Origin of the sequence: Spirillospora sp. NPDC052269 (genome assembly GCF_040679435.1) — a bacterium.
Lineage (GTDB): Bacteria > Actinomycetota > Actinomycetes > Streptosporangiales > Streptosporangiaceae > Spirillospora.
Genome location: NZ_JBFAUU010000011.1, coordinates 266,711 through 290,874, shown reverse-complemented (window position 1 = coordinate 290,874; position 24,164 = coordinate 266,711). Strand labels below are relative to the sequence as shown.

The following is a 24,164-nucleotide window of genomic DNA, read 5'->3' as shown; positions in this document are numbered from 1 at the left end:
CGCGGCGGGCGCCGGTGCCACCCCCATGGACACCGGCGCCACCACGGCGGGGGCGTCTGCGGCCATCATGAGTCCCCCCAGAACGGCGACGAGTCGCCTTCTCATGATGCCTCCACAGACGGCCCTGGTCCCAGCAGAACCGGGACGCACTAAGAACACTAAGTGGAAGTCCGTAATGCCCGCGTAAACCAGCCCAAATACCCTGGGCAAGTCTTATATGTGCAGGTCAACCGCCTGATACCCGCCCCGGCCCGCCTCCCAACCCATGATCCCAGCCCGTCAGGGGGCCAGGACGCGGAGGGCACCCGGGAGGACCTTGGCGGTGACGGGGAGCTCGCCGGGCAGCTCCCCGTCCGCGCCGTAGGGCAGGACGCGGTCCGGGTCCTCCAGCTCGATGCGGACCTCGCGGCCGCGCAGGACCTCGACCTCCGGACGCCCCAGGTGCGAGCCGTCCTCGAGTTCGCGCATCACGGCGAAGAAGATCCGCTTCGGGCCGTGCCGGATGACGACCACGTCGAGCAGGCCGTCGTCGACGGAGGCGTCCGGGGCGACATGGCGGCCGAAGCCGTAGTAGCCGGAGTTGGCCGCGATGACGGTGTAGCCGCGGAAGCGGTGCACCGTGCCGTCCAGGGTGATCCGGTAGTCCGCGGGCCTCCACGAGGCGACGGCGCGGAGCGCGCCCACGTAGTAGGACGCCGAGCCGCGCAGCCAGCGGGACCGGTTCGCGTTGAGGTTCGCGACGGCGTCCACGCCGGCGTAGACGCTGCCCAGGACCGGGACGCCGTTGGCCTCGATGGCGTCCACCGCGCGGGGTTCGCCGCGCAGCAGCAGCTCGGCGAGCGCGTCCGGCTCGGTCGGGATCCCCAGCTGGCGGGCGAAGTCGTTGCCGCGCCCGGCCGGGACGATCCCGAACACGGCGTCCGTGCCGACCAGGGCGCCGCCGACGCAGCCGACCATGCCGTCCCCGCCGACGCCGAGCACCACGTGACCGGTGTCGGCGGCGCCGCGGGCGAGGGCGGTGGCGTGCTCCAGGCCGCGGCTGTACTCGACGACCAGCTCGGCCCCCGCCTCGCGCAGCGCGCGGGCGAGCGGGATCAGCGTCGCCGCCGAGGCCGAGCTTCCCGCCGTCGGGTTGACGACGGCGGTGAACACACGAGGGGGGGTCATCGGGGTCTACTCCTGGGCGGCCGGGGGGCGCCGGTCGGCGCTCGGGGGGACGTCCCCCCGCATCCCCTGGCCGGGCTCGGCCCGGAAGAGGATGCCGGGGTTCAGGATGCCGGACGGGTCAAGGGCCCCCTTGACCGCCCTCAGCACGGCGACGCCCAGCGGGCCGGTCTCGCGGGCGTACCAGTCGCGGTGGTCGGCGCCGACGCCGTGGTGGTGGCTGATCGTCCCGCCCGCGGCGAGGATCGCGTCGTTCGCGGCGTGCTTGGCCTTCTCCCAGTGCGGGACGGCGTCCGGGCCCTGCGCGGAGACGACCGTGAAGTAGAGGGACGCGCCGGACGGGTAGACGTGCGAGATGTGGCACATGACCAGCGGCGGCGTCCCGGAACCGGCGAGCGTCTCGTTGAGCGCGCCCTTCACGCCCGCGTAGAGCGCGGGGATGTCGGCCCAGAAGGCGGCCGTCTCCAGCGTCTCCGCGAAGGCGCCGACGTCGAGCAGCGCGTCGCGCATGTAGGGGGCGTTGAAGCGGCCGTGCGCCCACTTGTCGCCGGGCTCCGCGCCGAGCGGCTCGCCGCCGAGGCCGGTGAGGACGCCGTGGACCTTCTCGCGGCGGGCGGCGATCTCGTCCGGGGTTCCCTCCAGGCCGAGGACGACCAGGCAGCCGGACGCGGAGAGCCCGCCGCCGACGCCGGACGGGTCGGCCAGGCCGACCATCGTCTCGGTCTCGTCCGAGAGGCGCAGGACGGTGGGGAGCGGGCCGTCCTGGGCGAGGGCGCGCAGCGCCGTGGAGCCGGTCTCGAAGTCGGGGAAGCGCCAGCCCTCGTACGCCTGCGCGTCCGGGACGGGCCGGATCCGCACCCGGACGGACGTGATGACGCCGAACGCGCCCTCTGAGCCGAGGACGAGCTGCCGCAGGTCGGGCCCGGCGGCGGACTTCGGCGCGCGGCCGAGGTCGAGCGTCCCGGTCGGGGTCGCGACGGTCAGGCCGACGACCATCTCGTCGAACCGCCCGTACCCGGCGGACGCCTGGCCGCTGGAGCGTGCGGCGGCGAACCCGCCGATCGACGCCCACTCGAAGGACTGCGGGAAGTGGCCGAGGGTGTAGCCGCGCTCGCGCAGCAGCTCCTCGGCGCGCGGGGCGCGCAGGCCCGGCTGGAAGACGGCCGTGCGCGACACCTCGTCCAGCTCGACCAGCTCGTCGAGGCGGCGCAGGTCGAGCGCGACGAACGAGGTGATCCCCTCCTCGTCGAGGCCGGTGGGCGCGAGGCCGCCGACGACGGACGTCCCGCCGCCGAAGGGCACGACCGCGACGCGGTGCTCGACGCACGCCGTGAGGACGGCGAGGACCTCGTCGTGCGAGCCGGGCAGGACGACGGCGTCGGGCGCGTCGTCCACCTGACCTGCGCGGATGCGCAGCATGTCGGGGGTGGACTTGCCGCGCGTGTGCCGGATGCGGGTCTCGGCGTCGCCGCGCACGTGCTCCGCGCCGACCACGTCGGCGAGCGCGTTCCGGGCGGCCTCGGTCAGGCGCGACTCCGGCGGGACGATCTCGTCCAGCGCGAGCGGCGGGGCCTCCACCGGCTTCACGCCCAGCAGTTCTCGCAGCAGCCCCACGACCGACTCGGCCAGGGGCGTGGCCCGGGCCGGATCGCCCCAGCCGCTCCACAGCATGTCCCCGGTTCCCACCGCGCTCCTCCATGTGGCTCAACGGATGTGGCTCAACAAGTACTTACTGGCTTACACTGTGACACATGACGTCGAATCGTCACAATAGGATGGACGAGCAGGCCGTGCTGGACGCGGCACGCGACTGCGTTCTCGCCGTCGGCGTGCGCCGCACCACGCTGACCGACATCGCACGCCGCGCGGGTGTGTCCCGCATGACCCTCTACCGCCGCTGGCCGGACGTGACCACCATCGTCGCCGACCTCATGACCCGCGAGTGGACGGCCGTGGGCGCCGCCGTCCGCCCGACGACCGGCGGCCAAGCCGGTCCCGGGGCGGGCGCCGAGGGCCCGCCGGTCCGGGAGCTGCTGGTGGACGGGCTGGTCAGCGGGGTCGCGCAGCTGCGCGGGCATCCGCTGATGTGCAAGATCCTCGACGTCGATCCCGAGCTCCTGCTGCCCTACCTGCTGGACCGCCTGGGCGCGAGCCAGGACGCCTTCCTGGAGACCTTCGAGGAGGCGCTCACCGCCGGGCACGCCGACGGCTCGATCCGCGAGGGCGACACCGTCCGACAGGCGCGGGCGCTGCTGCTGGTCGTCCAGTCCTTCGCGCTGTCCGGCCGGACCGTCGCCGACGCGGCCGACCCGGCGCTCACCCCCGAGGCGTTCGACGCCGAGCTCCGCATCATCCTGGAAAGGACGCTGTCGCCATGACCTCAGTCAGCGCCATGACCCCTGTCAGGTCGTCCCTCAACGCCGCGCGCCGTGCCCGGGAGCTTTCCGCGCTCCCCGACGAGATCGTGGACGTGCTGGTCGTCGGCCTCGGCGCGACCGGCGCGGGCGTGGCGCTCGACGCCGCCTCGCGCGGCCTCTCCGTCGCCGCGATCGACGCCCACGACCTGGCCTTCGGAACGTCCCGCTGGAGCTCCAAGCTCATCCACGGCGGCCTGCGCTACCTGGCGTCCGGGCAGGTGGACGTCGCGCACGAGAGCGCCGTCGAGCGCGGCGTCCTGATGTCGCGCACCGCGCCGCACCTCGTGCGCGCGCTTCCGTTCGTGATGCCGCTGACCCCGCTCGTGTCGCGCCAGGAGGCCGCGGTCGTGCGCGTGGGGCTGCACGCCGGTGACGCCCTCCGCCTCGGCGCCCGCACCCCGCGCGCGCTCCTGCCCGGCCCGCGCCGCCTCTCGCCCGTGGAGACGCTGCGCCTCGCGCCCGCGCTCTGCTCGTACGGGCTGCGCGGCGGCCTGCTCTCCTGGGACGGCCAGCTCGCCGACGACGCGCGCCTGGTCACCGCCATCGCCCGCACCGCCGCAGCGCACGGCGCGCGCGTCCTGACCCGCGTCCGCGCGCTGCGCCTGGACGGCACGGGCGCGCAGGTCCGGGACGAGCTGACCGGACGCGAACTCACCATCCGCGCCCGCACCGTGATCAACGCGACCGGCGTGTGGGCGGGCGGCCTCGTGGACGGCGTCCGGCTGCGCCCCTCGCGCGGGACGCACCTGGTCGTCCGCGCCGAGTCCCTCGGCGGGCTGGGCGCGGGCCTGCACATCCCGGTCCCCGGCGCGTCCAACCGGTTCGTGCTGGTGATCCCGCAGGGCGACGGCCGCGTCTACGTCGGCCTCACCGACGAGCCCGCCGACGGCCCGATCCCGGACGTCCCGGAGCCGACGCCCGCCGAGATCGGCTTCCTCCTGGACATCCTGGACTCCGCGCTCGACCTCCCCGTCCGCCGCGGCGACGTCATCGGCGCGTTCGCCGGGCTGCGCCCGCTGCTGGACGACGCGCGCGGCAGCACCGCCGACATCTCCCGCAGGCACGCCGTCCTGACCTCGCCGGACGGCGTCGTCACGGTCGTCGGCGGCAAGCTCACCACGTACCGCCGCATGGCCCAGGACGCCGTCGACGCCGTCCTCGCCACGGGCCGCCTCACCGCCGGGCCGTCCCGCACGTCCCGCATCCCGCTGGTCGGCGCCGCCCGCCCGGAGGTCCTCGCCGGCATGGACGCGCCGCGCCGCCTCGTCCAGCGCTACGGCGTGGAGGCCCCGCTCCTGACCGGTCTGGGCCGCGTGGACGCCTCGCTCCTGGAGCCCGTCGTCCCCGGCCTGCCCGTCCTGCGCGCCGAGCTCGCCTGGGCCGTCCGCCACGAGGGCGCCCTGGACACGTCCGACCTCCTGGACCGCCGCACCCGCATCGGCCTGGTCCCCGCCGACCGCGCCGCCGCCCTCTCCACGGCCCAGGCCGCCCTCCCCTCGAAGGCCGCCACCCCCGCCGCCTGACCCCGCGGCCGCCATGCCGGTGGCGGCGGAGGGGAGTTGCGGTGGTGGCGAGGTATGACGTGGGTCACCTGCCGTGGCGCGCCGGCGAAGTGTGAGGTTAACCTAACCTAATTAGTTCCGAGGGTGACGGGAGACTTCGCTTGGCGCGCCAGAGCGGTTGCGGGCACTGTCCGGGGAGTCACTCCGCGGAACTGCCCTGTCTGGCCAGCGCGGCGGCGAAGGCCCGGGCCTGGCTGCTGATCGAGCACCCCGGGCCCTGGCCGGAGCGGGTCGAGCAGCTCGCGGGGCCGCCGGCGCTCACCCAGGTGCTCCGGGACGCGCCGGCCGCCGGGGTGCGGCCGCAGCTCATCCGGCGGGCCGGGCGCGGACGCCGCGCCACTCCCCCGCTGCGCGTGTACATCGGCTGGTCACAGGGGCCGGACGTGTGGCTGGAGACCCGCGAGCTGGACGACCACGCCGAGCTCGCCTCCCTCGACCTCACGGCCGTCGCGGCCGGACGGGCCCCCGGATGGGGCGAGCCGGTCGACGAGCCCGTGCTCCTCGTGTGCACGCACGGCAGGCGCAACGCCTGCTGCGCCCGGACGGGCGCCCCGCTCGCGCGCCACCTCACGGCCCGCTTCGGCGACCTCGTCTGGGAGACCACCCACGTCGGCGGAGACCGCTACGCGGCGAACCTCGTGTGCCTGCCGCACGCGGTCTACTACGGGAACCTCGGCCCGGACGACGCGGAGGCGGCCGTCTCCGCCTACCTGGACGGCGAGGTCGTCCTCGACCGCCTTCGCGGGCGGGCCGGACAGCCCGAGGCGGCCCAGGCGGCCGAGCACGCCGTCCGCGCCGAGACAGGCGTTCTGGACGTGACGGGAGTGATCGTCGAAACACTCTCCGGCGCTTCTCCCTATGAGGCGATGGTGTCCGCTGGAGGGCGCCGTTACCGAGTGGTCGTGGAACGCGCCGAAGAGTCCGGAGGGTGCGGTCCGGAGTGCCAAGAGAAGCTCCAGACCCACCTTGTTACCGACCTCACCCTTCTCAACGAGGCGGCCCTCGTGTAATCTCACCGAGGCCCCATTATTTCGAGGGTCTCCCGTCGTCTCGTCCCCACGGACCCGGTCAACCGGGCGGGGAACAAGAGCGGCAACTCCAGACGTTGGACCATTCGGCGCTTCGGACGCTTGCGACTGAAGCACGTCGAGCGTCCATGTCCGAATTTGCTCAGTAAAACCAACCAAGGTGGGTGTTCCATGGCTCAGGTACGTCGGCAGGCAAACCTCCCTCGTCCCTCGTGGGGCTGGCAGGACGCCGCGGCGTGCCGGGGGGAAGACCTCGTGCTCTTCTTCGGCCCCGATGGCGAGCGCCAGCCCGAACGCGAGATCCGTGAGCGCAAGGCCAAGCAGATCTGCATGGGCTGCCCGGTCCGCGGCGAGTGCCTCGACTACGCGGTCTCCAGGCCGGAGAAGTACGGCACCTGGGGCGGTCTCAACGAGGACGAGCGCGCCTCCGAGCGCCGCCGCCGCATGCGCCGCGCCAACGCCGCCTAGCAAGCGCCGCTCAGCAAGATCAAGGCCCCTTGCCCCTTCCTGACGAAGGTCGCTGACGGCAAGCCCCCGGCACGCCACCTGAATACGACAACGGCCCCGCTCCGGCGGGGCCGTTGTCGTGTTCGGCGTTGTCGTGTTCGGCGGCGTCCGTTCGGAGAAACAATCCCGCTACCGCACGGGAACGGCGATGGGCGGGAAATTCAGAAAACGCGCAGGACCATTTTCGGACTAGTACCGCCGGGCCATGTCCATGATCCACTCGGCTCTACCAGCGGGTGGTTCCGGCGCGTTCCAGCAAGAGGACGACATCGGCGTCCGCGACCTGCTCGAAATCCACATACCACTCGCCCACGGCGCGGAACATCCGGGGTGCGGCGAGGGCCACGACCGCGTCGGCGTCGTCGGCCATGTCACGCACCGTCGAGGCGGCCCCGACCGGCACCGCCAGCACCAGCCGCTCCGGTTTCCGGGGGCGGACGGCCGCCAGGGCCGCCCGGGCCGTCCCGCCCGTGGCGAGCCCGTCGTCCACCACGACGACCTGGCGGCCCGTCACCTCCGGCAACGGACGATCCCCCCGGTAGGCGCGCACACGGCGCTCCAGCTCGGCTCGTTCGGCGGCGATGGTGGGGGCGAGGTCCTCCGCGTCCAGCTGGAGGCCGTTGAGCAGGCCCGCGTCCAGGACGGGGTCCCCGCCCTCGGCGATCGCGCCGACACCCATCTCCGGCTGCGGCGGGTAGCCGATCTTCCGCGTCACCAGGACGTCCAGGGTCCCGCCGAGCAGCCGCGCAACCTCGTACCCGACCGGGACCCCGCCGCGCGGCAGCGCGAGCACCAGCGGTTCGTCCAGTTCCAGCGGTACGAGCCGCTCGGCGAGTATCCGTCCGGCCTGGCGCCGGTCCGCGAACGGCAGATTCACGGGTGACATGGCGTCCTCCCCCAGGAGGCTCACGGCGTATCTCCAGCTTAGATCGCAGCCCCTGGGGAGGTCGCGGCCGGGAGGCGGGCCAGGCCGGGCAAAGGCGGGTCAGTGGGCGGCGGTGAGCCAGGCCAGGGGGTTGGCGTGCAGGATCTGGTGCAGGGTCGCGTCGTCGGCGCCCGCGGCGCGCAGGGCCGGGACGACGCTGTTGAACAGGTGCCCGTAGCCGGGCCCGTCGTAGCGGGTGACCTGGGTCATCCGGGTGACGCCGGTGCCGAGCATGACGCGGTCGGCGTACCCGGCGTCCAGCAGGTCCAGGACGGGCCGGATCCGGGCCGCAAGGGGCGCGGTGGGGGCGTCCGGGTCGAAGGGCAGCAGGCTGAAGGAGACGTACGCGCCGCTCTCGGCGATCTTGCGGTGCGCGGCGGGGTCGTCGCCGAGGTCCTGCCGGGTGACGGCGACGCGGCCGGGGGCCAGCCCGGCGGACGTCAGGACCTCCAGCAGGGCCAGGCCGGGCCGCCCGTGCGCGGCGACCGACAGGCCGGAGTACTCGGCGGCGCGGGCGGCGGCGCGCAGGCAGCGCTCCTCGGCCTCGGTGGGGACCTCGCCCCAGGCGCCGACCTCGCCGATCACGCCGGGCAGCGCGCTGGTGCCGTCCAGGCCGAAGCCGATCTCGGCGAGCAGCCGCTCGGCCAGCCTCACCTCGTCCGCCTCGTCCACGTAGGACGGGTGGAACGGGCCGGCGAACATCCCGGTGGAGGCGATCACCGCGACCCGGGCGCCGGCCGCGATCCGGGACAGGGCGGCGGCGTTGCGGCCGATGCCGGAGCAGGTGAGGTCGACGACCAGGCCGACGCCGTGCTCGACGCGCAGGGCGGCCAGCTCGGTGGTGACGGTCTTCTCCTCGTCCAGCCAGCGGCGGGGGTCGGAGTCCAGCTGCGCCGGGTGCGTGGGCCAGCGCAGGTCCAGCTGGAGGTGCTCGTGGGCGAGCACCGGTCCGGTGACGGTGGACGCGTCGACGGCGCCGGTGACGGTGCGCAACCGCCCGGTCTGCTCACTGGGGGCCATACCTGGCGAGGTTACGACATACTTGACGGTTTCCCGGCCCGCCGCTGGGCTTTCTTTACCTTCCGGTATCGGGGATCGATCCGCCCGGAATGTTCCGTCCCTCCGGGGAGGGACCGTCCGGCGGGTCGGTGGCGCGGGCGCGGGCCGCGCTGGTGCCGGCGCTCGGCCAGCGGCGGTCGATCTCACTGTTGAGGGCCGCGCCCAGCAGGACGGCGAGGGCGGCCACGTACAGCCAGCCGAGCACCGCGATGGACGCCGCGAGCGACCCGTACACCGAGATCCCGCGCAGCGACCCGGCCAGGTAGAAGCGGAGCAGGAAGCTGCCCACGATCCAGATCAGCAGCGCGACGACCGCGCCCGGCAGCTCGCGCCACCACGCCGTCCGCACCGGGATGCTGTGGTGGTACAGCAGGGCGAGGAAGATCACCGACACCCCGGTCACGACCGGCCAGTAGAGGATCTCCACGACGCCCGAGCTGCGCGGGACGGCCTGCCGGGCGAGCGCGGGCCCGGCGACCAGCAGCGGGATCACCACCGACAGCAGCACCACGCCGAGCAGGTACAGGAAGAACGCGCGCAGCCGGGTCCGGATCACGCCCCGCACCCCGGACAGCCCGTAGGTGATGGTGATCGTGTCCACGTAGACGTTGGTGGCGCGGGACCCGGCCCACAGCGAGATCAGGAAGCTGACCGACACCACGTCCGGGCGGCCGCCGCGGAGCACGTCGTCGATCAGCGGGACGACCAGCCCCTTGACGGCGGGCCCGGTGAGGACGTTCTCGGCGCGGTGGATCGTCCAGGTGCGGATCTCGCCGATGGTCTCGGCGCCGAGCACGCCCTTGACGTGCCCCATCATGCCGACCAGCCCGATCACCAGCGGCGGCAGCGACAGCAGCGCGAAGAACGCCGCCTCGGCCGCCAGGCCGGTCACCCGGTAGCGGAACGCGGTCACGACCGTCGCGCGGGCGAGCTCCCAGGCCGTCCGCAGGGCCGTCCCCAGCCACACCGGCCGCGCCCGGCGCGCGGCCCCGGAGGACGGCGCTCCCGCCGCGGTGTCGTTTCCCGTGCGCGGACGCGGAACCGACGCCGGCACCGACTCGAATTCGGACACGCTCTGGCCCGTTCCTTCCGACGATCCGCCCATGCCGTCCGAATGTTCACCCGAACGTTCGCCCGATTCCACCGGATGACCGCCGGCACCGTCCAGGTTCCCGCTACTCAGATCCGGACCCGGATCGGGGCTCAGATCCGGGGGCCCGCTACTCAGATCCGGGCTTCCGGTTCCGCTCGCACCGGGGCCCGCGGTCCCGTCATCGGCGGACGGTTCCGCGGCGCGCCCGCCCGATGTCCAGACGCGCACCGCCCTCCACCGTAGAGCGTCACCCGCCCGGAACATCCCCGCATCACCCATTTCCGTGATCCGCCCGGCGCGTCGCGCCCCCGATTCGACGGCGCGGGGAGCCTTCCGGCCCATGATCCACATATATCCCGAATCAGACATGTCACCCGTCCGCATGCCGGACGGAACTGGACAGGCCGCCGCGGCGCGTGTCACAGTTCAGACATGTCTGCTGTGGACCCGCTGCTGGTGATGCGCCGGCACGTGGACTTTCACCGGGTCAGCAGCGCCCTCTGTCGGTGACGCCCAGACCACGCCCCTGTCGTAGTCGATCCGTGCCCTCGCACCACCGAGTGCCTCCGTACTGACCGATCTGCCGAACGCGGGCGCGTGGCGCATCGGCGTCACCCGAACCGACCCTCCGCTCAGCGTCGAGCCGGCCGTTTGCCATGACCGCCGGTGCGTCCGCGTCCCCTTGCCTCACCAAGGACGCGCCGTGCCACCTGCGACCACCACCACCGTCAGACGCCAGCGCGGCGAGGGCCAGTGGGCCCTCGGCTACCGCGAGCCGCTCAACAAGAACGAGGAGAACAAGAAGAACGACGACGGGCTCAATGTCCGGAACCGGATCATCGAGATCTACTCCAAGGCCGGGTTCGACTCCATCGACCCCGCCGACCTGCGCGGACGCTTCCGCTGGCTCGGGCTGTACACGCAGCGCAAGCCCGGCATCGACGGCGGGAAGACCGGTTCCCTGCCGGACGAGGAGCTCGACGACCGCTACTTCATGATGCGGGTGCGCATCGACGGCGGGCAGCTCGACGGCCCGCAGCTGCGCACGGTGGCCGACATCGCGACGCGGTACGCGCGCGGCACCGCCGACATCACCGACCGGCAGAACATCCAGTACCACTGGATCCGGATCGAGGACGTCCCGGCGATCTGGGAGGCCCTCGAGGCGGTCGGCCTGCACACCACCGAGGCGTGCGGCGACACCCCGCGCGTGATCATCGGCTGTCCGCTGGCCGGGATCGCGGCGGACGAGGTGATCGACGCGACCCCGCAGCTGCGCGAGGTGCACGACCGGTACATCGGGTCGCCGGAGTTCTCCAACCTGCCGCGCAAGTTCAAGTCGGCGTTCTCGGGCTGCACGGCGCACTGCACCGTCCACGAGATCAACGACGTGGCGTTCGTCGGCGTCGTGAACGAGGACGGCGAGGTCGGCTACCAGGTGTTCGTCGGGGGCGGCCTGTCCACGAACCCGATGTTCGCGCAGAGCCTGGGCGTGTTCGTCCGGCCGGAGGAGGCGCACGAGGTCTGGAAGGGCATCATCTCGATCTTCCGGGACTACGGCTACCGGCGGCTGCGGCACCGGGCGCGGCTGAAGTTCCTCCTCGCCGACTGGGGCGTGGCGAGGTTCCGCGAGGTGCTGGAGACCGAGTACCTCGGGCACGCCCTGCCGGACGGCCCGGAGCCCGCCGCGCCGCTCCCCCGCCGCGACCACGTCGGGATCCACCCGCAGCGGGACGGGAACTACTACGTCGGGTTCGCGCCGCGCGTGGGCCGCGTGAACGGCGAGCTGCTCAGCGCTATCGCGGACCTCGCCGAGCGGTACGGGTCCGGCCGGGTGCGGACGACGGCCGAGCAGAAGATGGTCGTCCTGGACGTCCCGGAGAAGAACACCGAGGCGCTCGCGGACGCGCTCGCCGAGCACGACCTGCAGGTCAGGCCGTCCACGTTCCGGCGGCAGACGATGGCCTGCACCGGCATCGAGTTCTGCAAGCTCGCGATCGTCGAGACCAAGCAGCGCGCGATGGACCTGGTCGACGAGCTGGAGAAGCGCCTCCCGGACTTCGAGCAGCCGCTCACCGTCAACGTCAACGGCTGCCCGAACGCGTGCGCGCGGATCCAGGTCGCCGACATCGGGCTCAAGGGCCAGCTCGTCGTGGACGAGAACGGAGACCAGGTGGAGGGCTTCCAGATCCACCTGGGCGGCGCGCTCGGCCGGTCCTTCGGCAAGAAGGTGCGCGGGCTGAAGACCACGTCCGCGGGCCTGACCGACTATGTCGAGCGGGTCGTCCGGAAGTACGACGCGCAGCGGACGGACGGCGAGACGTTCGCCGAATGGGTCGGGCGCGCCGACGAGGCGGACCTCAAATGAGCCGGGCTCACAACGGCGTTGGGGAGGCGTCGTGAGCGGGCGGGCGGCGCCGTTCTACTGCCCGTACTGCGGTGACGAGCGGCTGGAGCCGCGTTCCGGGGAGGGGGCGTGGTTCTGCCGGGACTGCGTCCGCTCCTTCCAGTTGAAGTTCCTCGGGGTGGGGACGCCCCTTTCGGCCGGGACCACCGGGCCGCAGAGCGAGGAGTCGGAATCGTGACGCTGCTGGAGACCGACAGACCGGCGCTCGACCTCGAGGACATCGTGGAGTCGGCGGCGGGCGCGCTCTCGGGGGCGTCCGCGCGGGAGGTCATCCGCTGGGCGGCGGCGACGTTCGGCGACCGGATCTGCCTGACCTCCTCGATGTCGGACGCCGCGCTGATCCACCTGGTGTCCCGGGTGAAGCCCGGGATCGACGTGCTGTTCGTGGACACCGGCTACCACTTCGCCGAGACGATCGGGACCCGGGACGCGGTGGAGGCCGTGTACCCGGTGAACGTGATCGACGTCCGGCCGTCCCGGACGGTGGAGGAGCAGGAGGCGGCGCTCGGGCCCCGGCTGAACGGCCGGAACCCGGACCTGTGCTGCCACCTGCGCAAGGTCGAGCCGCTCGGCCGCGCGCTGGAGGGCTACATGGCCTGGTTCAGCGGCATCCGCCGGGACGAGACGGCCGCGCGCCGCGACCGCCGGGTCGTGGAGTGGGACCGGCGGCGCGGCATGGTCAAGGTCAACCCGATCCTCGACTGGACGCAGGAGGAGATGGACCACTACGTCGAGGACAACGGCATCCTCGTCAACCCGCTGCACCACGACGGCTACCCGTCCATCGGCTGCGAGCCCTGCACCCGGCCGGTCGCGCCGGGCGAGGACCCGCGCAGCGGACGGTGGGCCGGCACGGGGAAGACCGAATGCGGAATCCACCTCTGACCCCGTCCGAGGCCTCCGGCGCGGCCCGCCCCCGACTCCCGGGCGGGGCGCCGTCCGGGGGCTCGGGCGGGGGGCCGCTGGTGGCGGTGGCGCACGGGTCGCGGGACCCGCGCGCCGCCGCGACGGTCGCGCGGCTCATGGACGCCGTGCGCGTCCTGCGTCCGGACGTGGCCGTGCACACGTCCTTCCTGGACCACTGCCCGCCCGCGCCCGTCCCCGTGCTGGACGGGATCGCGGCGGCGGGCGGGACGTCGGCGGTGGTGCTGCCGCTGCTGCTGACGTCCGCGTACCACTCCAAGTGCGACATCCCGGCCGTCCTGCGCGCGGCCGACGCCCGGCTCCACCTGCGGACGGCCGGGACGCTCGGCCCACATCCGCTGCTGACCGCCGCGCTGGAGCGGCGGCTGGCCGAGGCGGGCGTGGAGACCGGCGATCCGGACACGGTCGTGGTGCTGGCGGCGGCGGGGTCGAGCGACCCGGCCGCGAACGCGACGATCGCCGGGCTCGCGCGCGAGTGGCGGGCGCGGGGTTGGCGCGGCGTCGTGCCCGCGTACGCGTCGGCGACGCGCCCGTCGCCGGGCGAGGTGGTCGCGGCGCTGCGGGACGCGGGCGCGCCGCGCGTCGTCGTGGCCTCCTACTTCCTCGCGCCCGGGTTCTTCGCCGACAAGGTGCGGGACGAGTCCCTCGCGGCGGGCGCGGCGGCGGTCTCCCCCGCTCTCGGCGACGCCCCCGAGGTCGCCGAACTGGTCGTCCGCCGCTACGAGGAGGCCCTCATCGCGACCGAGGCCGCCACCGCGGTCTGAGCGGCGAGGGCTCAGTTCAGTTCGAGGAGGAGGGCGGTGACCTTCGCGTTCTGTTCGGGCTCGGCGGCGATCGCGTAGGTCTTCCCGGTCTGCGCGTCGCGGGCGACGGCCGTGGCGGCGGCCTGGTCCGGGAGGGCGGCGGGCGTCCAGCGGTGGCCGTCGAAGTGCACGAGGCGCCCGCCGTCCTCCGTCGCCCAGAGGCCGCCGTGACCGTCCTGGACGACCGAGTCGAGCGAGTGCTGGAGGCCGGTCGCCGCGGCCCTGCGCCAGGACCTGCCGTCGTAGTGCAGCACGAGCGGCCCGGCGGCGGACGAGCAGGCGCATCCGCTGCCGCCGACCGCCCACGCGTTCGCGCTGGTCAGCGGGGCCACAGAGCGGACGTATCCGAGGCGGGCGGGTGCGCCCTGGCGATGCCAGGCGTGGCCGTCCCAGTGGGCGAAGAACGGCGTGGCGGTTTCGTTCTTGCCGTTCAGCGAGCGCTCTCCGGCGACCCACACGTCGTTCGAGGCGCGGGCGGTGATGCCGAAGAGGTCGAGCCCGCCGTCGCCGCCGACGCCCTTGTCCGTCCTGCGCCAGGCGGAGCCGTCGTAGTGCAGCAGGACCGGGACGTCCTTCGCGCCCCGCGCGCCGGGCTTGGTCCCCACGATCCACATGTCGCGGTCGCCGACCGCCGCGATCCCGTAGGTGTCGACGCCGCCGTGGGACGGCCGGGCGTCCCGCCGCCAGGCCTGGCCGTCGGTGCTGAGCAGCGTCGCGGAGTCCCGCTCGGACGCCAGGACCCACGCCCGGCCGCCGGTCGCCGCCACGTCCCCGCCCTCGCTGTGGCCCTGGGCGAGCGGCGCGTTCAGCCTGGTGAGGCGTCCGCCCTGGTAGCGCAGGACGATCCCGGTCGGCGACCCGGCCTTGCCGAGCGGGCCCTCGGTGCCGGTGACCCACGCCGTGCCGTGCGCGGCGGCGAGCCCCTGCAGGTTGGCGGGCTCCTCGCCGCCGGACGGCATGGTGTACCGGCCGACCACGCGCGCGGACGGCCCGTGCCCGGACGGCGTGGACGTGCTCGCGTCCAGCCCGGCGCGGGCCCCCGCGGACGGCCCCGACGCACCCGTGCCGAACACGGCCGCGAGCGTCACCGCCGTCCCGACCGCCGTGACCGCCCCCGCCGTCACGATGGTCGCCTTGCCTCTACCGGATAGAGCCCTCATGGCCGCTCCCCGCGTTCCCTGTCGGTGTGTAGGGGACGCATGAGACGAATCTGAAAGTTCCCTACAAGCCTACTGAATTCCGGCCAGCTTGCCCGAGCGATCGTTAGCGGCGAGTGAAGTGATCCTTCATTCCAGGCGTGCGGGAACGTGTCAGGGGTTCAGGAAGAGGCGCAGGACGTCGGTGAGCGCCTGCGGGGAGAGCCCCGGATCCACCGCGCGCCGCAGGCCGAGGCCGATGCCGAGGCTGAGCAGGGCCTCGGCCAGCTCGTCCGGCGGGAGGGGCAGGACGAGTTCGCGCCGCCGGGCCTCCGCCTCGAGCAGGTCGCCGAGCGCCCGGACCCAGTGGCGCGCGCCCTCGGCGACGCGGTCGCGGAGTGCGGGGTCGCGGCGGGTGGCGTGGATGGCGAACTCGGCCTCCAGGAGCGTCCAGCCGGGGTCGCCGATGGTGCGCTCGGCCCAGGCGTCGAAGACGGCGAGCCGGTCCGCGGCGGAGCCCTCGCCGCCGATCGCCTCGATGACCGCGCCGACCTGCTCGGCCCGGACCTCGTCGATGACGGTCTGGCAGAGCTCGTCCTTGGTGGCGAAGTTGGAGTAGACGGCCCCCTTGGAGAACCCCGCGGCCTCGGCGACCTGGTCGAGCGTCGTGGCGTGGTAGCCGTCCCGCAGGAACAGGTCCCGGGCCGTGGCGACCAGCAGCCCACGGGTGCGCGCCTGCCGCTCCGCCCTGGTCGGACCGCTCTCTCGTGCCATGACGTGCAGTGTACGGGCCCGGCGGGGACCCGGCGGGCGGGCTATTGACGATGCATCCAACACTCACATACCGTCGGTATCCGAGTGAAGGAGCCCCCATGAGACACCCCTCCGTGGCGCGGCCCGGGGCCGTCGCCGTGGTCACCGGCGGCGCGCGCGGCATCGGCCGCGAGACCGCGCGGATGCTCGCCGAGCGCGGCGCCCGGGTGGCCGTCGGCGACCTCGACGCCGACGCCGTCGCCCGCACCGCCGCCGACCTCACCGCCGCTCTCGCCGGACACCCCGGGGAGGTCGCGTTCGCGGGACGGCTGGACGTCACCGACCGGGCGTCGTTCGCCGCGTTCGTCGCGTCCGTGCATGACGCGATCGGGCCCGTGGACGTCCTGGTCAACAACGCCGGAGTGATGCCGCTCGGCCCGTTCCTGGACGAACCGGACGAGGTCAGCGCGACCACCCTGGACGTCAACGTGCGCGGCCTCGTCAACGGGATGCGGATCGTCCTGCCCGGCATGGTGGAGCGCGGCCGCGGCCACGTCGTCAACGTCTGCTCGCTGGCGGGCAAGCTGCCGCTGCCCGGCATGGCGGTCTACAACGCCAGCAAGTACGCGGCGGTCGGGCTGACGGCGTCCGTGCGGGAGGAGATGGCGGCGCACGGCGTCAGCGTCAGCGCCGTCCTGCCCACGGCCGTCCGGACGGGACTGACCGAGGGCGTCCGGCTCGGCGGCGGGCTGCCGACCATCGATCCGGACCGGGTCGCGGAGGCGATCGTCCGCAGCTGCGTGTCGCGGCGGGCCGAGTACCCGGTTCCGGGCTGGCTCGCGGCCGTCGAACCGGCGCTCGCGATCGCGCCGGAGAGGGCCGTCCGGGCCGTCCGGCGGCTGATGGACGGCGACCGCGCCTATCAGCAGACCTTCGGCATGCGCGGCGCCCACGACGAGCGCGTCGCCCGGCAGGCCGCGCAGCGCAGGGCGCCGCGGGAGGACCGCGATGCCTGAGATCGTGATCGTCGGCGCCGGGTTCTCGGGGTTGTGCGTGGGGATCCAGCTGCTGCGGCGCGGGATGCGCGACTTCGTCATCCTGGACGCGGCGGAGAGCGTGGGCGGCGTCTGGCGGCACAACACCTATCCGGGCGTGGCCGTGGACATCCCGTCCGCGACCTACAGCTACTCGTTCGAGCCGAATCCGGCCTGGTCGCGGGCGTTCGCACCGGGCGAGGAGGTGCGCGCGTACGCGGAGCACTGCGCGACCAAGTACGGCCTGCGCCCGCACCTGCGCCTCGGCACCCGGGTCGAGAAGGCCGTCTTCGACGCGGACGGGCACCGGTGGCGCGTCTCCACGTCCAGTGGGGAGCTGGAGGCGCGGTTCCTGGTGTGCGCGGTCGGGCCGCTCGACCAACCCAAGAACCCCGACATCCCCGGGCTGGCGGACTTCGAGGGACGGATCGTCCACACGGCGCGGTGGGATCACGCGCACGACCTGCGCGGCGAGCGGGTCGCGGTGATCGGGACGGGCGCGTCCGGCCTCCAGGTGATCCCGGAGATCGCCGAGCGCGCCGCGCACCTGGACGTGTACCAGCGGACGCCCATCTGGGTCTTCCCGAAGGTGGACTTCGAGATCCCGCGCGCCGTGCGGCGGCTGTTCCGGGTGCTGCCGCCGGTGCAGCGGCTCGTCCGGCTGGTGACGACGGCGGCGTCCGAGGTCGTGATGGTGCTGGGGATCGTCCACTACAGCAAGGCGCCCTTCCTCGTGCGCGCGGCGGAACTGCTCTGCCGCGCGCACCTGCGGCGGCAGGTGCCGGACCGCGCGATCCGCCGCAAGCTGACCCCGCGCTACGGGTTCGGATGCAAGCGGCCGTCGTTCTCCAACCGCTACTTCCCGGCGTTCACCAGGAAGAACGTCGAGCTGGTCACCGATCCGATCGCGCGCGTCACGGCGTCCGGGATCGTCACCCGGGACGGCACGGAACGGCCCGTCGACACGCTCGTCCTGGCCACCGGGTTCAAGGTCCTGGAGCCGGGCGCGACACCGCCGTTCCCGGTCGTCGGGCTCGGCGGCGTCGAGCTGGGCGAGCACTGGGACCGCGAGCGCTACCACGCCTTCGAGGGCCTGTCGGTGCCCTTCGCCCCCAACTTCTGGATGATGAACGGCCCGTACACGGTCACCGGCGCGTCCTGGTTCTCGATCATTGAGGCCGGGACGACGCACATCGTCCGGGTGCTGGCGGAGGCGCGCCGCCGCCGGGCGCTGCGGGTCGCGGTGCGGCCCGGCCCGCACGACGCGTTCACCGCCGACATGCGCCGCCGGATGCGCGGGACGATCCTCGCCCAGCCGAGCTGCGCCCGGTCCAACAGCTACTACTTCGACCGACGCGGGGAGGCGCCGTACATCCGCCCGCAGTCCGGTCTGTACGTTTGGCGCCGAGCCCGAACCTTCGACCTCGACGACTACGAGTTCACCCGATGAGAGGACGTCCCCCCATGGCTCTGCTCCGCAAGGCCGGAATCGCCCTGGCCGCCACCGGCGCCGCCCATTTCGCCGCGCCCAAGGTCTTCGAGCCGATCTCCCGGGCCGGCTTCCCGCGGGACACCGCGACCTGGATCAAGCGGAACGGCGCGACCGAGGTGGCCCTCGGCCTCGCCCTCACCGCGAAGCGGACGCGCAAGGCGGGCCTGGTCGGCACCGCCGCGTACTTCGGCTGGCTGGGCGCGCGGGTCGCCTACCACCGCCAGAACGCCGCCTGATCCCTGTGATCGACGGGCCGGTCTCCTACCACCAGGAGGCCGGCTCCTCGTCGACGATCTTGATGTCGCCGAGGTAGGCGTTGGCCCGGACCCGGACGACCGGGACGTGCGGGCCCGCCGGGGCCTCGCGCGCCGACACCCGGCGGTCGCCGAGGACGGCGTGCCCGGTCAGCTCCACCACGGCCCCGGCCGGGACGATCACCGTGACGTCCCCGAGCACCGCGTTCGCCACGACGCTGACCGCGCCGGTCGGCACGTGGGCGGCGCGCAGGTCCACCTTGACGTCCCCGAGGACGGCCAGGATCTCCAGCTCGTCGTCGATGCGCCCGACGATCCGCTCGGTGACGTCGCCGAGGACGGCGCTGAACCGGCGGGTCTTCAGCAGTGGGGCGGGCGCGGCGCCCGGCGCGCCCATGCCCGGCAGGTCGGCGACGACCGCCTCCAGGGCCGGGCGGGTGACCGCCGCGTAGGCGGCCTCCGTGCGCTCGGTCAGTTCCGCGAACGTCAGCCTGCCCTCGACCGAGGCGACGCGGAGATGTTCGACCACCGCCTCGCGCTCGGCGTCCGAGGCGCGGATCCCCTGCTCCGGACCCTGGTCCGGGGGCCGCTGGGACGGCGGGGTGGCGGGAGTCCGCGCCGGCTGCGGGGTGGGCTGACTCATGCTTCCGACGTTATGCCCCCGGAACCGCCCAGCAATCCACCGGGGGGACGAGATCCACCCCGCCCTCGGGGAGGATCCGGGTCGCCCGGACGCGTACTACACCTTCCCTACGCCTGACCCAATTATGTAAGGTCGAAGGTGTCCGCGCCCGTCCGCCCGTCCGTGAGGAGCCCGCCGTGCCGACCCACGAGGTGTTCAACCAGGTCCCGCCGATGATCGGGCACGACGTCGCGGACGACCCCGCGCTGCTCGACGGCCTCGCCCGCGAGGGCGCCGGCTGGGCCGCCCCGGAGGTCCACGAGCTGGGCGTCCTCGCCGGCACCGAGCGGGCCCAGGAGTGGGGACGGCTCGCCAACGAGAACCCGCCCGTCCTGCGCACCCACGACCGCTTCGGCAACCGCGTGGACGAGGTCGAGTTCCACCCGTCCTGGCACGAGCTGATGAACGTCGCCGTCACGCACGGCCTGCACGGCGCCCCCTGGGCGGACGACCGTCCCGGCGCGCACGTCGCCCGCGCGGCCAAGTTCTACGTGTGGCGGGTGGACGCCGGTCACGGCTGCCCGATCTCGATGACCTACGCGTCCGTCCCGGCACTGCGCCAGTCCCCCGAGCTCGCGGCACAGTACGAGCCGCTGCTCGCCAAGCCCGGGTACGACTACGGACTGCGCGCCCCGCTCACCAAGAACGCCCTGCTCGCGGGCATGTCGATGACCGAGAAGCAGGGCGGCTCGGACGTCCGCGCGAACACCACCCGCGCCACCCTCCAGGCGGACGGCACGTACACGCTCGTCGGACACAAGTGGTTCACCAGCGCCCCGATGTGCGACCTGTTCCTCACCCTCGCGCAGACCGAGGCGGGCGTGACCTGCTTCCTCGTCCCCCGCGTCCTGCCGGACGGCGCCCTGAACCCGCTGCGCCTGATGCGGCTGAAGGACAAGCTCGGCAACAAGTCCAACGCCTCGTCCGAGATCGAGTACGAGAACGCGGTCGCCTACCGCGTCGGCGAGGAGGGACGCGGCGTCCGGACCATCATCGAGATGGTCAACATGACCCGCCTGGACTGCGTCATCGGCGCCGCGTCCGGGATGCGCGCGGGCGTCGCCATGGCCGCCCACCACGCCGCGCACCGCAAGTCCTTCGGCCGGTACCTCGCCGAGCACGCCCTGATGCGCAACGTCCTGGCCGACCTCTCCCTCGAGTCGGAGGCCGCGACCGTCCTGATGATGCGCCTGGCCGGGGCCACCGACCGCTCCGTCCGGGGCGACGCGTCCGAGACCGCCTTCAAGCGCCTCGCCCTGGCCGTCAGCAAGTACTGGGTCTGCAAGCGCTGGCCGTCCCACGCCGCCGAATCCCTCGAGTGCCTCGGCGGCAACGGCTACGTCGAGGACTCCGGCATGCCCCGCCTCTTCCGCGAGAGCCCCCTGAACTCCATCTGGGAGGGCTCGGGCAACGTCGCCGCCCTGGACATCCTGCGCGCGATGGCCAAGGAGCCCGAGACCGTCGAGGCGTTCTTCACCGAGGTCGGCCTCGCCGTCGGCGCCGACGCGCGCCTCGACGACGCCGTCCGCCGCACCAAGGACGCCCTCACCGACCTCGACACCGTCGAACTCCGCGCCCGCCGCATCGCCGAGCAGCTCGCCCTCATCCTCCAGGGCTCCCTCCTCGTCCGCCACGGCCACCCCGCGGTCGCCGACGCCTTCTGCGCCACCCGCCTCGCAGGCGACCAGGGCCTCGCCTTCGGCACCCTCCCCGCCGGCCTCGACCTCACCCCCCTCATCGACCGCGCCACCCCCAAGATCGACTGACCGCGTCCGCACCGCCGCCGGGGTGGGCGCGCTCCGTTCGGAGCGCGCCCACCCCGGCGGCGAATCGTGGCGCGGGGTGGCCGAGTGCGGGGGTCAGGGTTCCGCGTGCCGGTCGAGACCGAGCGTCGCGATGAGGTCTTCGTGGAGCTCGAACCAGACACGGTGGCATGAGTCGACGTCGGTGCGGTCGACCCAGGCGCCCTCCCCGGCTCGGGCGCGCGCCAGGGCCGCGGTGAATCGTCGGTCGTATCCCCGGAACCGCGTGAGAACGTTCCCGAGCCGGTCCGCGAGTGGCGTGAGCGCGCGGTCGATGCCGGTGAGCTCGTGGAGGACTCCGGCATCCCAGGCGGGGTCGGAGTGGTCGTTGACGGCGAGCCGTCCGCCCGCGGCGGGCCGGAGTTGCCAGTCGGTGCAGGCCTGCAGCAGGAGGGCGTTCAGCGGGAGGAACCCGCGGTAGGCGTCACGGACCTCGTCGGCGCCGCCGACGCGTGCGAGTTCGGCCGCGAGCAGGCGTTCGTTCTCGGCCCGGCCCGCCTCGGTCAACGACCAGCCTTCGGTGCCGGCGAACGCGGCGTGCTCGATCCAGCCACGCGCCTGCGCCTCGCGCAGTACCTCTTTCGTTTCGGACACCTCGAGTCCGTACCGATGGGCGACCACGGGGGTGTCCGCGAATCCGGTGATGCGCACGGCGTGCAGAACCAGGAGGTCGAGCGGAGAGTTCCGCGTCATGAGTCGGCGTCCTGTCGTGCCGCCAGGCGGGTGTACCACTGCTGGCACGCCTGCGGGGAATTGAATCCCAAGGCGTGCGCCATCTGTGCCCAGGTCAGTCCCGCGCTACGGGCCATGAACACCAGGGCGGATTCGAGTGCCTCGACCTCGGAGCGTGCGCCGGGCAGAAGGGCGAGCGCGCTCAGGATGTCCTCCCCGTCCAGGTCGGCGTTGCGCCAGACGGCGAACTGCACGAGGTCGACCGCTGACGGCGGGGCGGGTGAGGGGCGCCACGGACGGGCGTCGAGCGCGTCCGCGCCCAGGCCCAGTAGACGCTCACGAGCGTCCCGCTCACGCTCGGCCTGGACGTGGTCGGCGTGCGCGGTTCGAGCGATGTCCTGCTTGCGGGGCATGCGACTCAGGATGCACAATCAACAAAACGTTGTCAACGAACTGTTGAAAGGCGGGCTCGGTGATCGTCCCCCTCGAAGAGGCCGCCGCCGATACCTGCGGGGGCAAGGCCGCCGCCCTCGGCGCGTTGCTCCGCGCGGGTCTGCCGGTTCCGGACGGCTTCGTCGTCCCGTTCGCCGCCTACTCGGCCGCCGCCGGCGACCTGGGTCTCGGGCGGTTCGCCGGGGAGCCGGACGATCCTGACGCGGCACGGCGGGCGATCCAGGATCGTCCACTCCACGCCGCCGTGTTCGACGCGCTGGGGCGCGCGCTCGACGAGATCGGCGACCCGCCCGTGGCGGTACGGTCGTCGGCCGCGAACGAGGACACCGGTCAGGCATCGGCCGCCGGTCAGTACGAGAGCTTTCTCGCCGTGCACGGGGTCAGCGAGGTCGCCCGTGCCATACGCGCCTGCTGGGCCTCGCTGCTGTCTCCACGCGCCATCGGCTACCGGAGTACCTCCGGCTGCGAGGATCAACCGTCCGGTGATCTCGCGATGGCCGTCATCGTCCAACGCCACCTGGACGCGGACGTGTCCGGGGTCATGTTCACACCCCCAGGCCCCGACGACGCGACCGAGATCGAGGCGTCCTGGGGCCTCGGCCCCAGCATCGTCGGCGGCACGGTCACCCCTGACGCCTATCGCGTCGCCGAGGACGGGTCGATCACACGCGCCGTCGCGGACAAACGGACCCGGCTCGACCGGCGCGGCACGCGGCTCGTCGTTCGCGACGTGCCCACCCGTGCCCGGCGCCGACCCACGATCGACGACGCGACCGCCGCGCACCTCGCCGCGCTGGGCAAGGAGATCGCCGTCGTCCTCGGCGCACCGCAGGACATCGAGTGGGCGATCGCCGACGGCCGCGTCCGGGTTCTGCAAGCGCGGCCGGTCACCGCCTCGCCTCCACCGTCGTCTTCCGGCTCCTCGGACACCCGTTCCGCCGCACTCACCGGAACACCGGGCAGCCACGGAACCGTGGCCGGCGCAGCCAGGATCGTCCGCGGTCCCGGCGACTTCGCGCAGGTGCGCCCGGGCGACATCCTCGTCTGCCCCTTCACCGACCCCGCCTGGACGCCGCTGCTGCGCATCGCCGCCGGCGTCGTCACCGAGACCGGAGGTGTCCTCTCCCACGCCGCGATCGTCGCTCGCGAGCTCGCCATCCCCGCCGTCCTCGGCGTCCCGAACGCCACGGAAGTGCTCCGCGACGACGCCGCCATCACCATCGACGGCACCGCCGGCACCGTCACGCCGACGAGCGTGTGACCGACGCATTTCGAAAGGAGTGGGGAAGCGGTCCCGCACGGACCGATCCCTGACCGCTGATGACGACCCGAGTCCTCTACCTGGCACGACACGGCGCGGCCGACGCGTTCGGACAACTCACCGACATCGGGCGCCGGCAGGCGGGCCTGCTCGGCGAACGGCTCGCCGACGTGCCGGTCGACGCCGTGTGGCACTCTCCGCTGCCACGCGCCGAAGCAAGCGCGCACGAACTCGCCCGGCACCTGCCGAACGTTCCCGTGGCCGAGGCTGCCGAACTCGTCGACCACGTGCCCTACGTCCCCGGTGCGGCTGAAACACCCCCGTCCTGGGCCGGCTTCTTCGACGGATACGACGATGCCGAGGCGGCGGCGGGCCTGCGGCTCGCCGAGGCCCTGGTCGCCCGGTTCGCGAAGGTCCCCGACACGGCCACGCACAGGGGCCGGCCCGAAGTACACGAGGTCCTGGTGACGCACGCCTACCCCATCGCGTGGCTGCTCCGGGACGCGCTGGACGCGCCGCCATCCCGGTGGCTCGGGCTGAACAGCGCCAACACCGCACTGACGATCATTGAGTACCGCACCGGCCTGCCGCCCACGATCGTGATGTTCAACGACATGAGTCACCTCCCGGCCGCCCTGCGCTGGACCGGGTTCCCCGAACACCTCAGACCGTGAAGGGGGTTTCTTTGCCGAGACGCGACTGAACCCGTCCTTGTGGGGGCGCGATTCGGGGGGCT

24 protein-coding genes are annotated in these 24,164 nt (G+C 73.4%); 14 read left to right on the top strand and 10 right to left on the bottom strand.

Annotated elements, in window-relative coordinates; genetic code table 11:
- Nucleotides 1–279: 279 nt before the first annotated feature.
- On the bottom strand, nucleotides 280–1,167 hold the full coding sequence (locus AB0L06_RS24845) for a diacylglycerol/lipid kinase family protein (RefSeq protein WP_500233466.1): 888 nt from the start codon (nucleotides 1,165–1,167) through the stop codon (nucleotides 280–282).
- A gap of 6 nt (nucleotides 1,168–1,173) precedes the next feature.
- Nucleotides 1,174–2,835, bottom strand: coding sequence for an FAD-binding oxidoreductase (locus tag AB0L06_RS24840; RefSeq protein ID WP_500233540.1), 1,662 nt, complete (start codon nucleotides 2,833–2,835; stop codon nucleotides 1,174–1,176).
- 80 nt (nucleotides 2,836–2,915) lie between these two features.
- Between AB0L06_RS24840 and AB0L06_RS24835 the strand changes: the two genes are divergently transcribed.
- The 4 genes from AB0L06_RS24835 (at nucleotide 2,916) to AB0L06_RS24820 (ending at nucleotide 6,639) form a co-directional block, all read left to right on the top strand.
- A complete protein-coding gene (locus AB0L06_RS24835; RefSeq protein ID WP_500233465.1) occupies nucleotides 2,916–3,542 on the top strand; it encodes a TetR/AcrR family transcriptional regulator in 627 nt (208 codons plus the stop codon).
- Between the two features lie 14 nt (nucleotides 3,543–3,556).
- Nucleotides 3,557–5,104 (top strand): glycerol-3-phosphate dehydrogenase/oxidase, encoded by a 1,548-nt coding sequence (locus AB0L06_RS24830; RefSeq protein ID WP_500233464.1) that lies wholly within the window; start codon nucleotides 3,557–3,559, stop codon nucleotides 5,102–5,104.
- A 140-nt stretch (nucleotides 5,105–5,244) separates the two neighbouring features.
- Nucleotides 5,245–6,153, top strand: a complete 909-nt coding sequence (locus AB0L06_RS24825) for a ferredoxin family protein (RefSeq protein ID WP_500233463.1) — start codon at nucleotides 5,245–5,247, stop codon at nucleotides 6,151–6,153.
- Nucleotides 6,154–6,342: 189 nt separating this feature from the next.
- The gene (locus AB0L06_RS24820; protein WP_084337764.1) at nucleotides 6,343–6,639 is read left to right on the top strand and encodes a WhiB family transcriptional regulator; all 297 of its coding nucleotides are present in this window, start codon (nucleotides 6,343–6,345) and stop codon (nucleotides 6,637–6,639) included.
- Nucleotides 6,640–6,904: 265 nt separating this feature from the next.
- Here the strand turns inward: AB0L06_RS24820 and AB0L06_RS24815 are convergent, their stop codons facing one another.
- The 3 genes from AB0L06_RS24815 to AB0L06_RS24805 form a co-directional block, all read right to left on the bottom strand.
- A complete protein-coding gene (locus AB0L06_RS24815) occupies nucleotides 6,905–7,564 on the bottom strand; it encodes a phosphoribosyltransferase (protein WP_500233462.1) in 660 nt (219 codons plus the stop codon).
- A 99-nt stretch (nucleotides 7,565–7,663) separates the two neighbouring features.
- Nucleotides 7,664–8,623, bottom strand: a complete 960-nt coding sequence (locus tag AB0L06_RS24810) for a phosphotriesterase family protein (RefSeq protein WP_500233461.1) — start codon at nucleotides 8,621–8,623, stop codon at nucleotides 7,664–7,666.
- 55 nt (nucleotides 8,624–8,678) lie between these two features.
- Entirely contained in the window at nucleotides 8,679–9,734 is a 1,056-nt protein-coding gene (locus tag AB0L06_RS24805; protein WP_500233460.1) for a YihY/virulence factor BrkB family protein, read from the bottom strand.
- 724 nt (nucleotides 9,735–10,458) lie between these two features.
- Between AB0L06_RS24805 and AB0L06_RS24800 the strand changes: the two genes are divergently transcribed.
- The 4 genes from AB0L06_RS24800 to AB0L06_RS24785 are packed head-to-tail and all read left to right on the top strand — an operon-like array spanning nucleotide 10,459 to nucleotide 13,850.
- A complete protein-coding gene (locus AB0L06_RS24800; RefSeq protein WP_500233459.1) occupies nucleotides 10,459–12,123 on the top strand; it encodes a nitrite/sulfite reductase in 1,665 nt (554 codons plus the stop codon).
- Between the two features lie 31 nt (nucleotides 12,124–12,154).
- The gene (locus tag AB0L06_RS24795; RefSeq protein ID WP_500233458.1) at nucleotides 12,155–12,340 is read left to right on the top strand and encodes an Insertion element protein; all 186 of its coding nucleotides are present in this window, start codon (nucleotides 12,155–12,157) and stop codon (nucleotides 12,338–12,340) included.
- The gene (locus AB0L06_RS24790) at nucleotides 12,337–13,047 is read left to right on the top strand and encodes a phosphoadenylyl-sulfate reductase (RefSeq protein ID WP_500233457.1); all 711 of its coding nucleotides are present in this window, start codon (nucleotides 12,337–12,339) and stop codon (nucleotides 13,045–13,047) included. The genes AB0L06_RS24795 and AB0L06_RS24790 overlap by 4 nt, the downstream gene beginning before the upstream one ends.
- Nucleotides 13,029–13,850: a sirohydrochlorin chelatase gene (locus tag AB0L06_RS24785; RefSeq protein WP_500233456.1), complete on the top strand. Its 822-nt coding sequence runs from the start codon at nucleotides 13,029–13,031 to the stop codon at nucleotides 13,848–13,850. Before AB0L06_RS24790 ends, AB0L06_RS24785 begins: the two co-directional genes overlap by 19 nt.
- An 11-nt stretch (nucleotides 13,851–13,861) precedes the next feature.
- Here the strand turns inward: AB0L06_RS24785 and AB0L06_RS24780 are convergent, their stop codons facing one another.
- Complete coding sequence (locus tag AB0L06_RS24780) at nucleotides 13,862–15,049, bottom strand: hypothetical protein (RefSeq protein WP_500233455.1); 1,188 nt, start codon at nucleotides 15,047–15,049, stop codon at nucleotides 13,862–13,864.
- A gap of 150 nt (nucleotides 15,050–15,199) precedes the next feature.
- Nucleotides 15,200–15,799, bottom strand: a complete 600-nt coding sequence (locus AB0L06_RS24775) for a TetR/AcrR family transcriptional regulator (protein ID WP_500233454.1) — start codon at nucleotides 15,797–15,799, stop codon at nucleotides 15,200–15,202.
- A 98-nt stretch (nucleotides 15,800–15,897) separates the two neighbouring features.
- Between AB0L06_RS24775 and AB0L06_RS24770 the strand changes: the two genes are divergently transcribed.
- The 3 genes from AB0L06_RS24770 to AB0L06_RS24760 are packed head-to-tail and all read left to right on the top strand — an operon-like array spanning nucleotide 15,898 to nucleotide 18,540.
- Nucleotides 15,898–16,794, top strand: a complete 897-nt coding sequence (locus AB0L06_RS24770; protein WP_500233453.1) for an SDR family oxidoreductase — start codon at nucleotides 15,898–15,900, stop codon at nucleotides 16,792–16,794.
- Entirely contained in the window at nucleotides 16,787–18,262 is a 1,476-nt protein-coding gene (locus AB0L06_RS24765; RefSeq protein WP_500233452.1) for a flavin-containing monooxygenase, read from the top strand. The genes AB0L06_RS24770 and AB0L06_RS24765 overlap by 8 nt, the downstream gene beginning before the upstream one ends.
- A gap of 14 nt (nucleotides 18,263–18,276) precedes the next feature.
- Complete coding sequence (locus tag AB0L06_RS24760; RefSeq protein ID WP_500233451.1) at nucleotides 18,277–18,540, top strand: DoxX-related protein; 264 nt, start codon at nucleotides 18,277–18,279, stop codon at nucleotides 18,538–18,540.
- Between the two features lie 25 nt (nucleotides 18,541–18,565).
- Here the strand turns inward: AB0L06_RS24760 and AB0L06_RS24755 are convergent, their stop codons facing one another.
- A complete protein-coding gene (locus AB0L06_RS24755) occupies nucleotides 18,566–19,201 on the bottom strand; it encodes a DUF1707 SHOCT-like domain-containing protein (RefSeq protein ID WP_500233450.1) in 636 nt (211 codons plus the stop codon).
- Nucleotides 19,202–19,377: 176 nt separating this feature from the next.
- Between AB0L06_RS24755 and AB0L06_RS24750 the strand changes: the two genes are divergently transcribed.
- Nucleotides 19,378–21,006: an acyl-CoA dehydrogenase family protein gene (locus tag AB0L06_RS24750; protein WP_500233449.1), complete on the top strand. Its 1,629-nt coding sequence runs from the start codon at nucleotides 19,378–19,380 to the stop codon at nucleotides 21,004–21,006.
- Nucleotides 21,007–21,099: 93 nt separating this feature from the next.
- Here the strand turns inward: AB0L06_RS24750 and AB0L06_RS24745 are convergent, their stop codons facing one another.
- Together AB0L06_RS24745 and AB0L06_RS24740 are read right to left on the bottom strand one after the other, a co-directional pair.
- Nucleotides 21,100–21,735: a transcriptional regulator gene (locus tag AB0L06_RS24745; RefSeq protein WP_500233448.1), complete on the bottom strand. Its 636-nt coding sequence runs from the start codon at nucleotides 21,733–21,735 to the stop codon at nucleotides 21,100–21,102.
- The gene (locus AB0L06_RS24740) at nucleotides 21,732–22,127 is read right to left on the bottom strand and encodes a DNA-binding protein (protein WP_500233447.1); all 396 of its coding nucleotides are present in this window, start codon (nucleotides 22,125–22,127) and stop codon (nucleotides 21,732–21,734) included. The genes AB0L06_RS24745 and AB0L06_RS24740 overlap by 4 nt, the downstream gene beginning before the upstream one ends.
- A 59-nt stretch (nucleotides 22,128–22,186) precedes the next feature.
- Here AB0L06_RS24740 and AB0L06_RS24735 point away from each other — a divergent pair, with 59 nt between their 5' ends.
- Nucleotides 22,187–23,428 (top strand): PEP/pyruvate-binding domain-containing protein, encoded by a 1,242-nt coding sequence (locus AB0L06_RS24735; protein ID WP_500233446.1) that lies wholly within the window; start codon nucleotides 22,187–22,189, stop codon nucleotides 23,426–23,428.
- 59 nt (nucleotides 23,429–23,487) lie between these two features.
- Entirely contained in the window at nucleotides 23,488–24,102 is a 615-nt protein-coding gene (locus tag AB0L06_RS24730; RefSeq protein WP_500233445.1) for a histidine phosphatase family protein, read from the top strand.
- The last annotated feature ends 62 nt before the right edge of the window (nucleotides 24,103–24,164 follow it).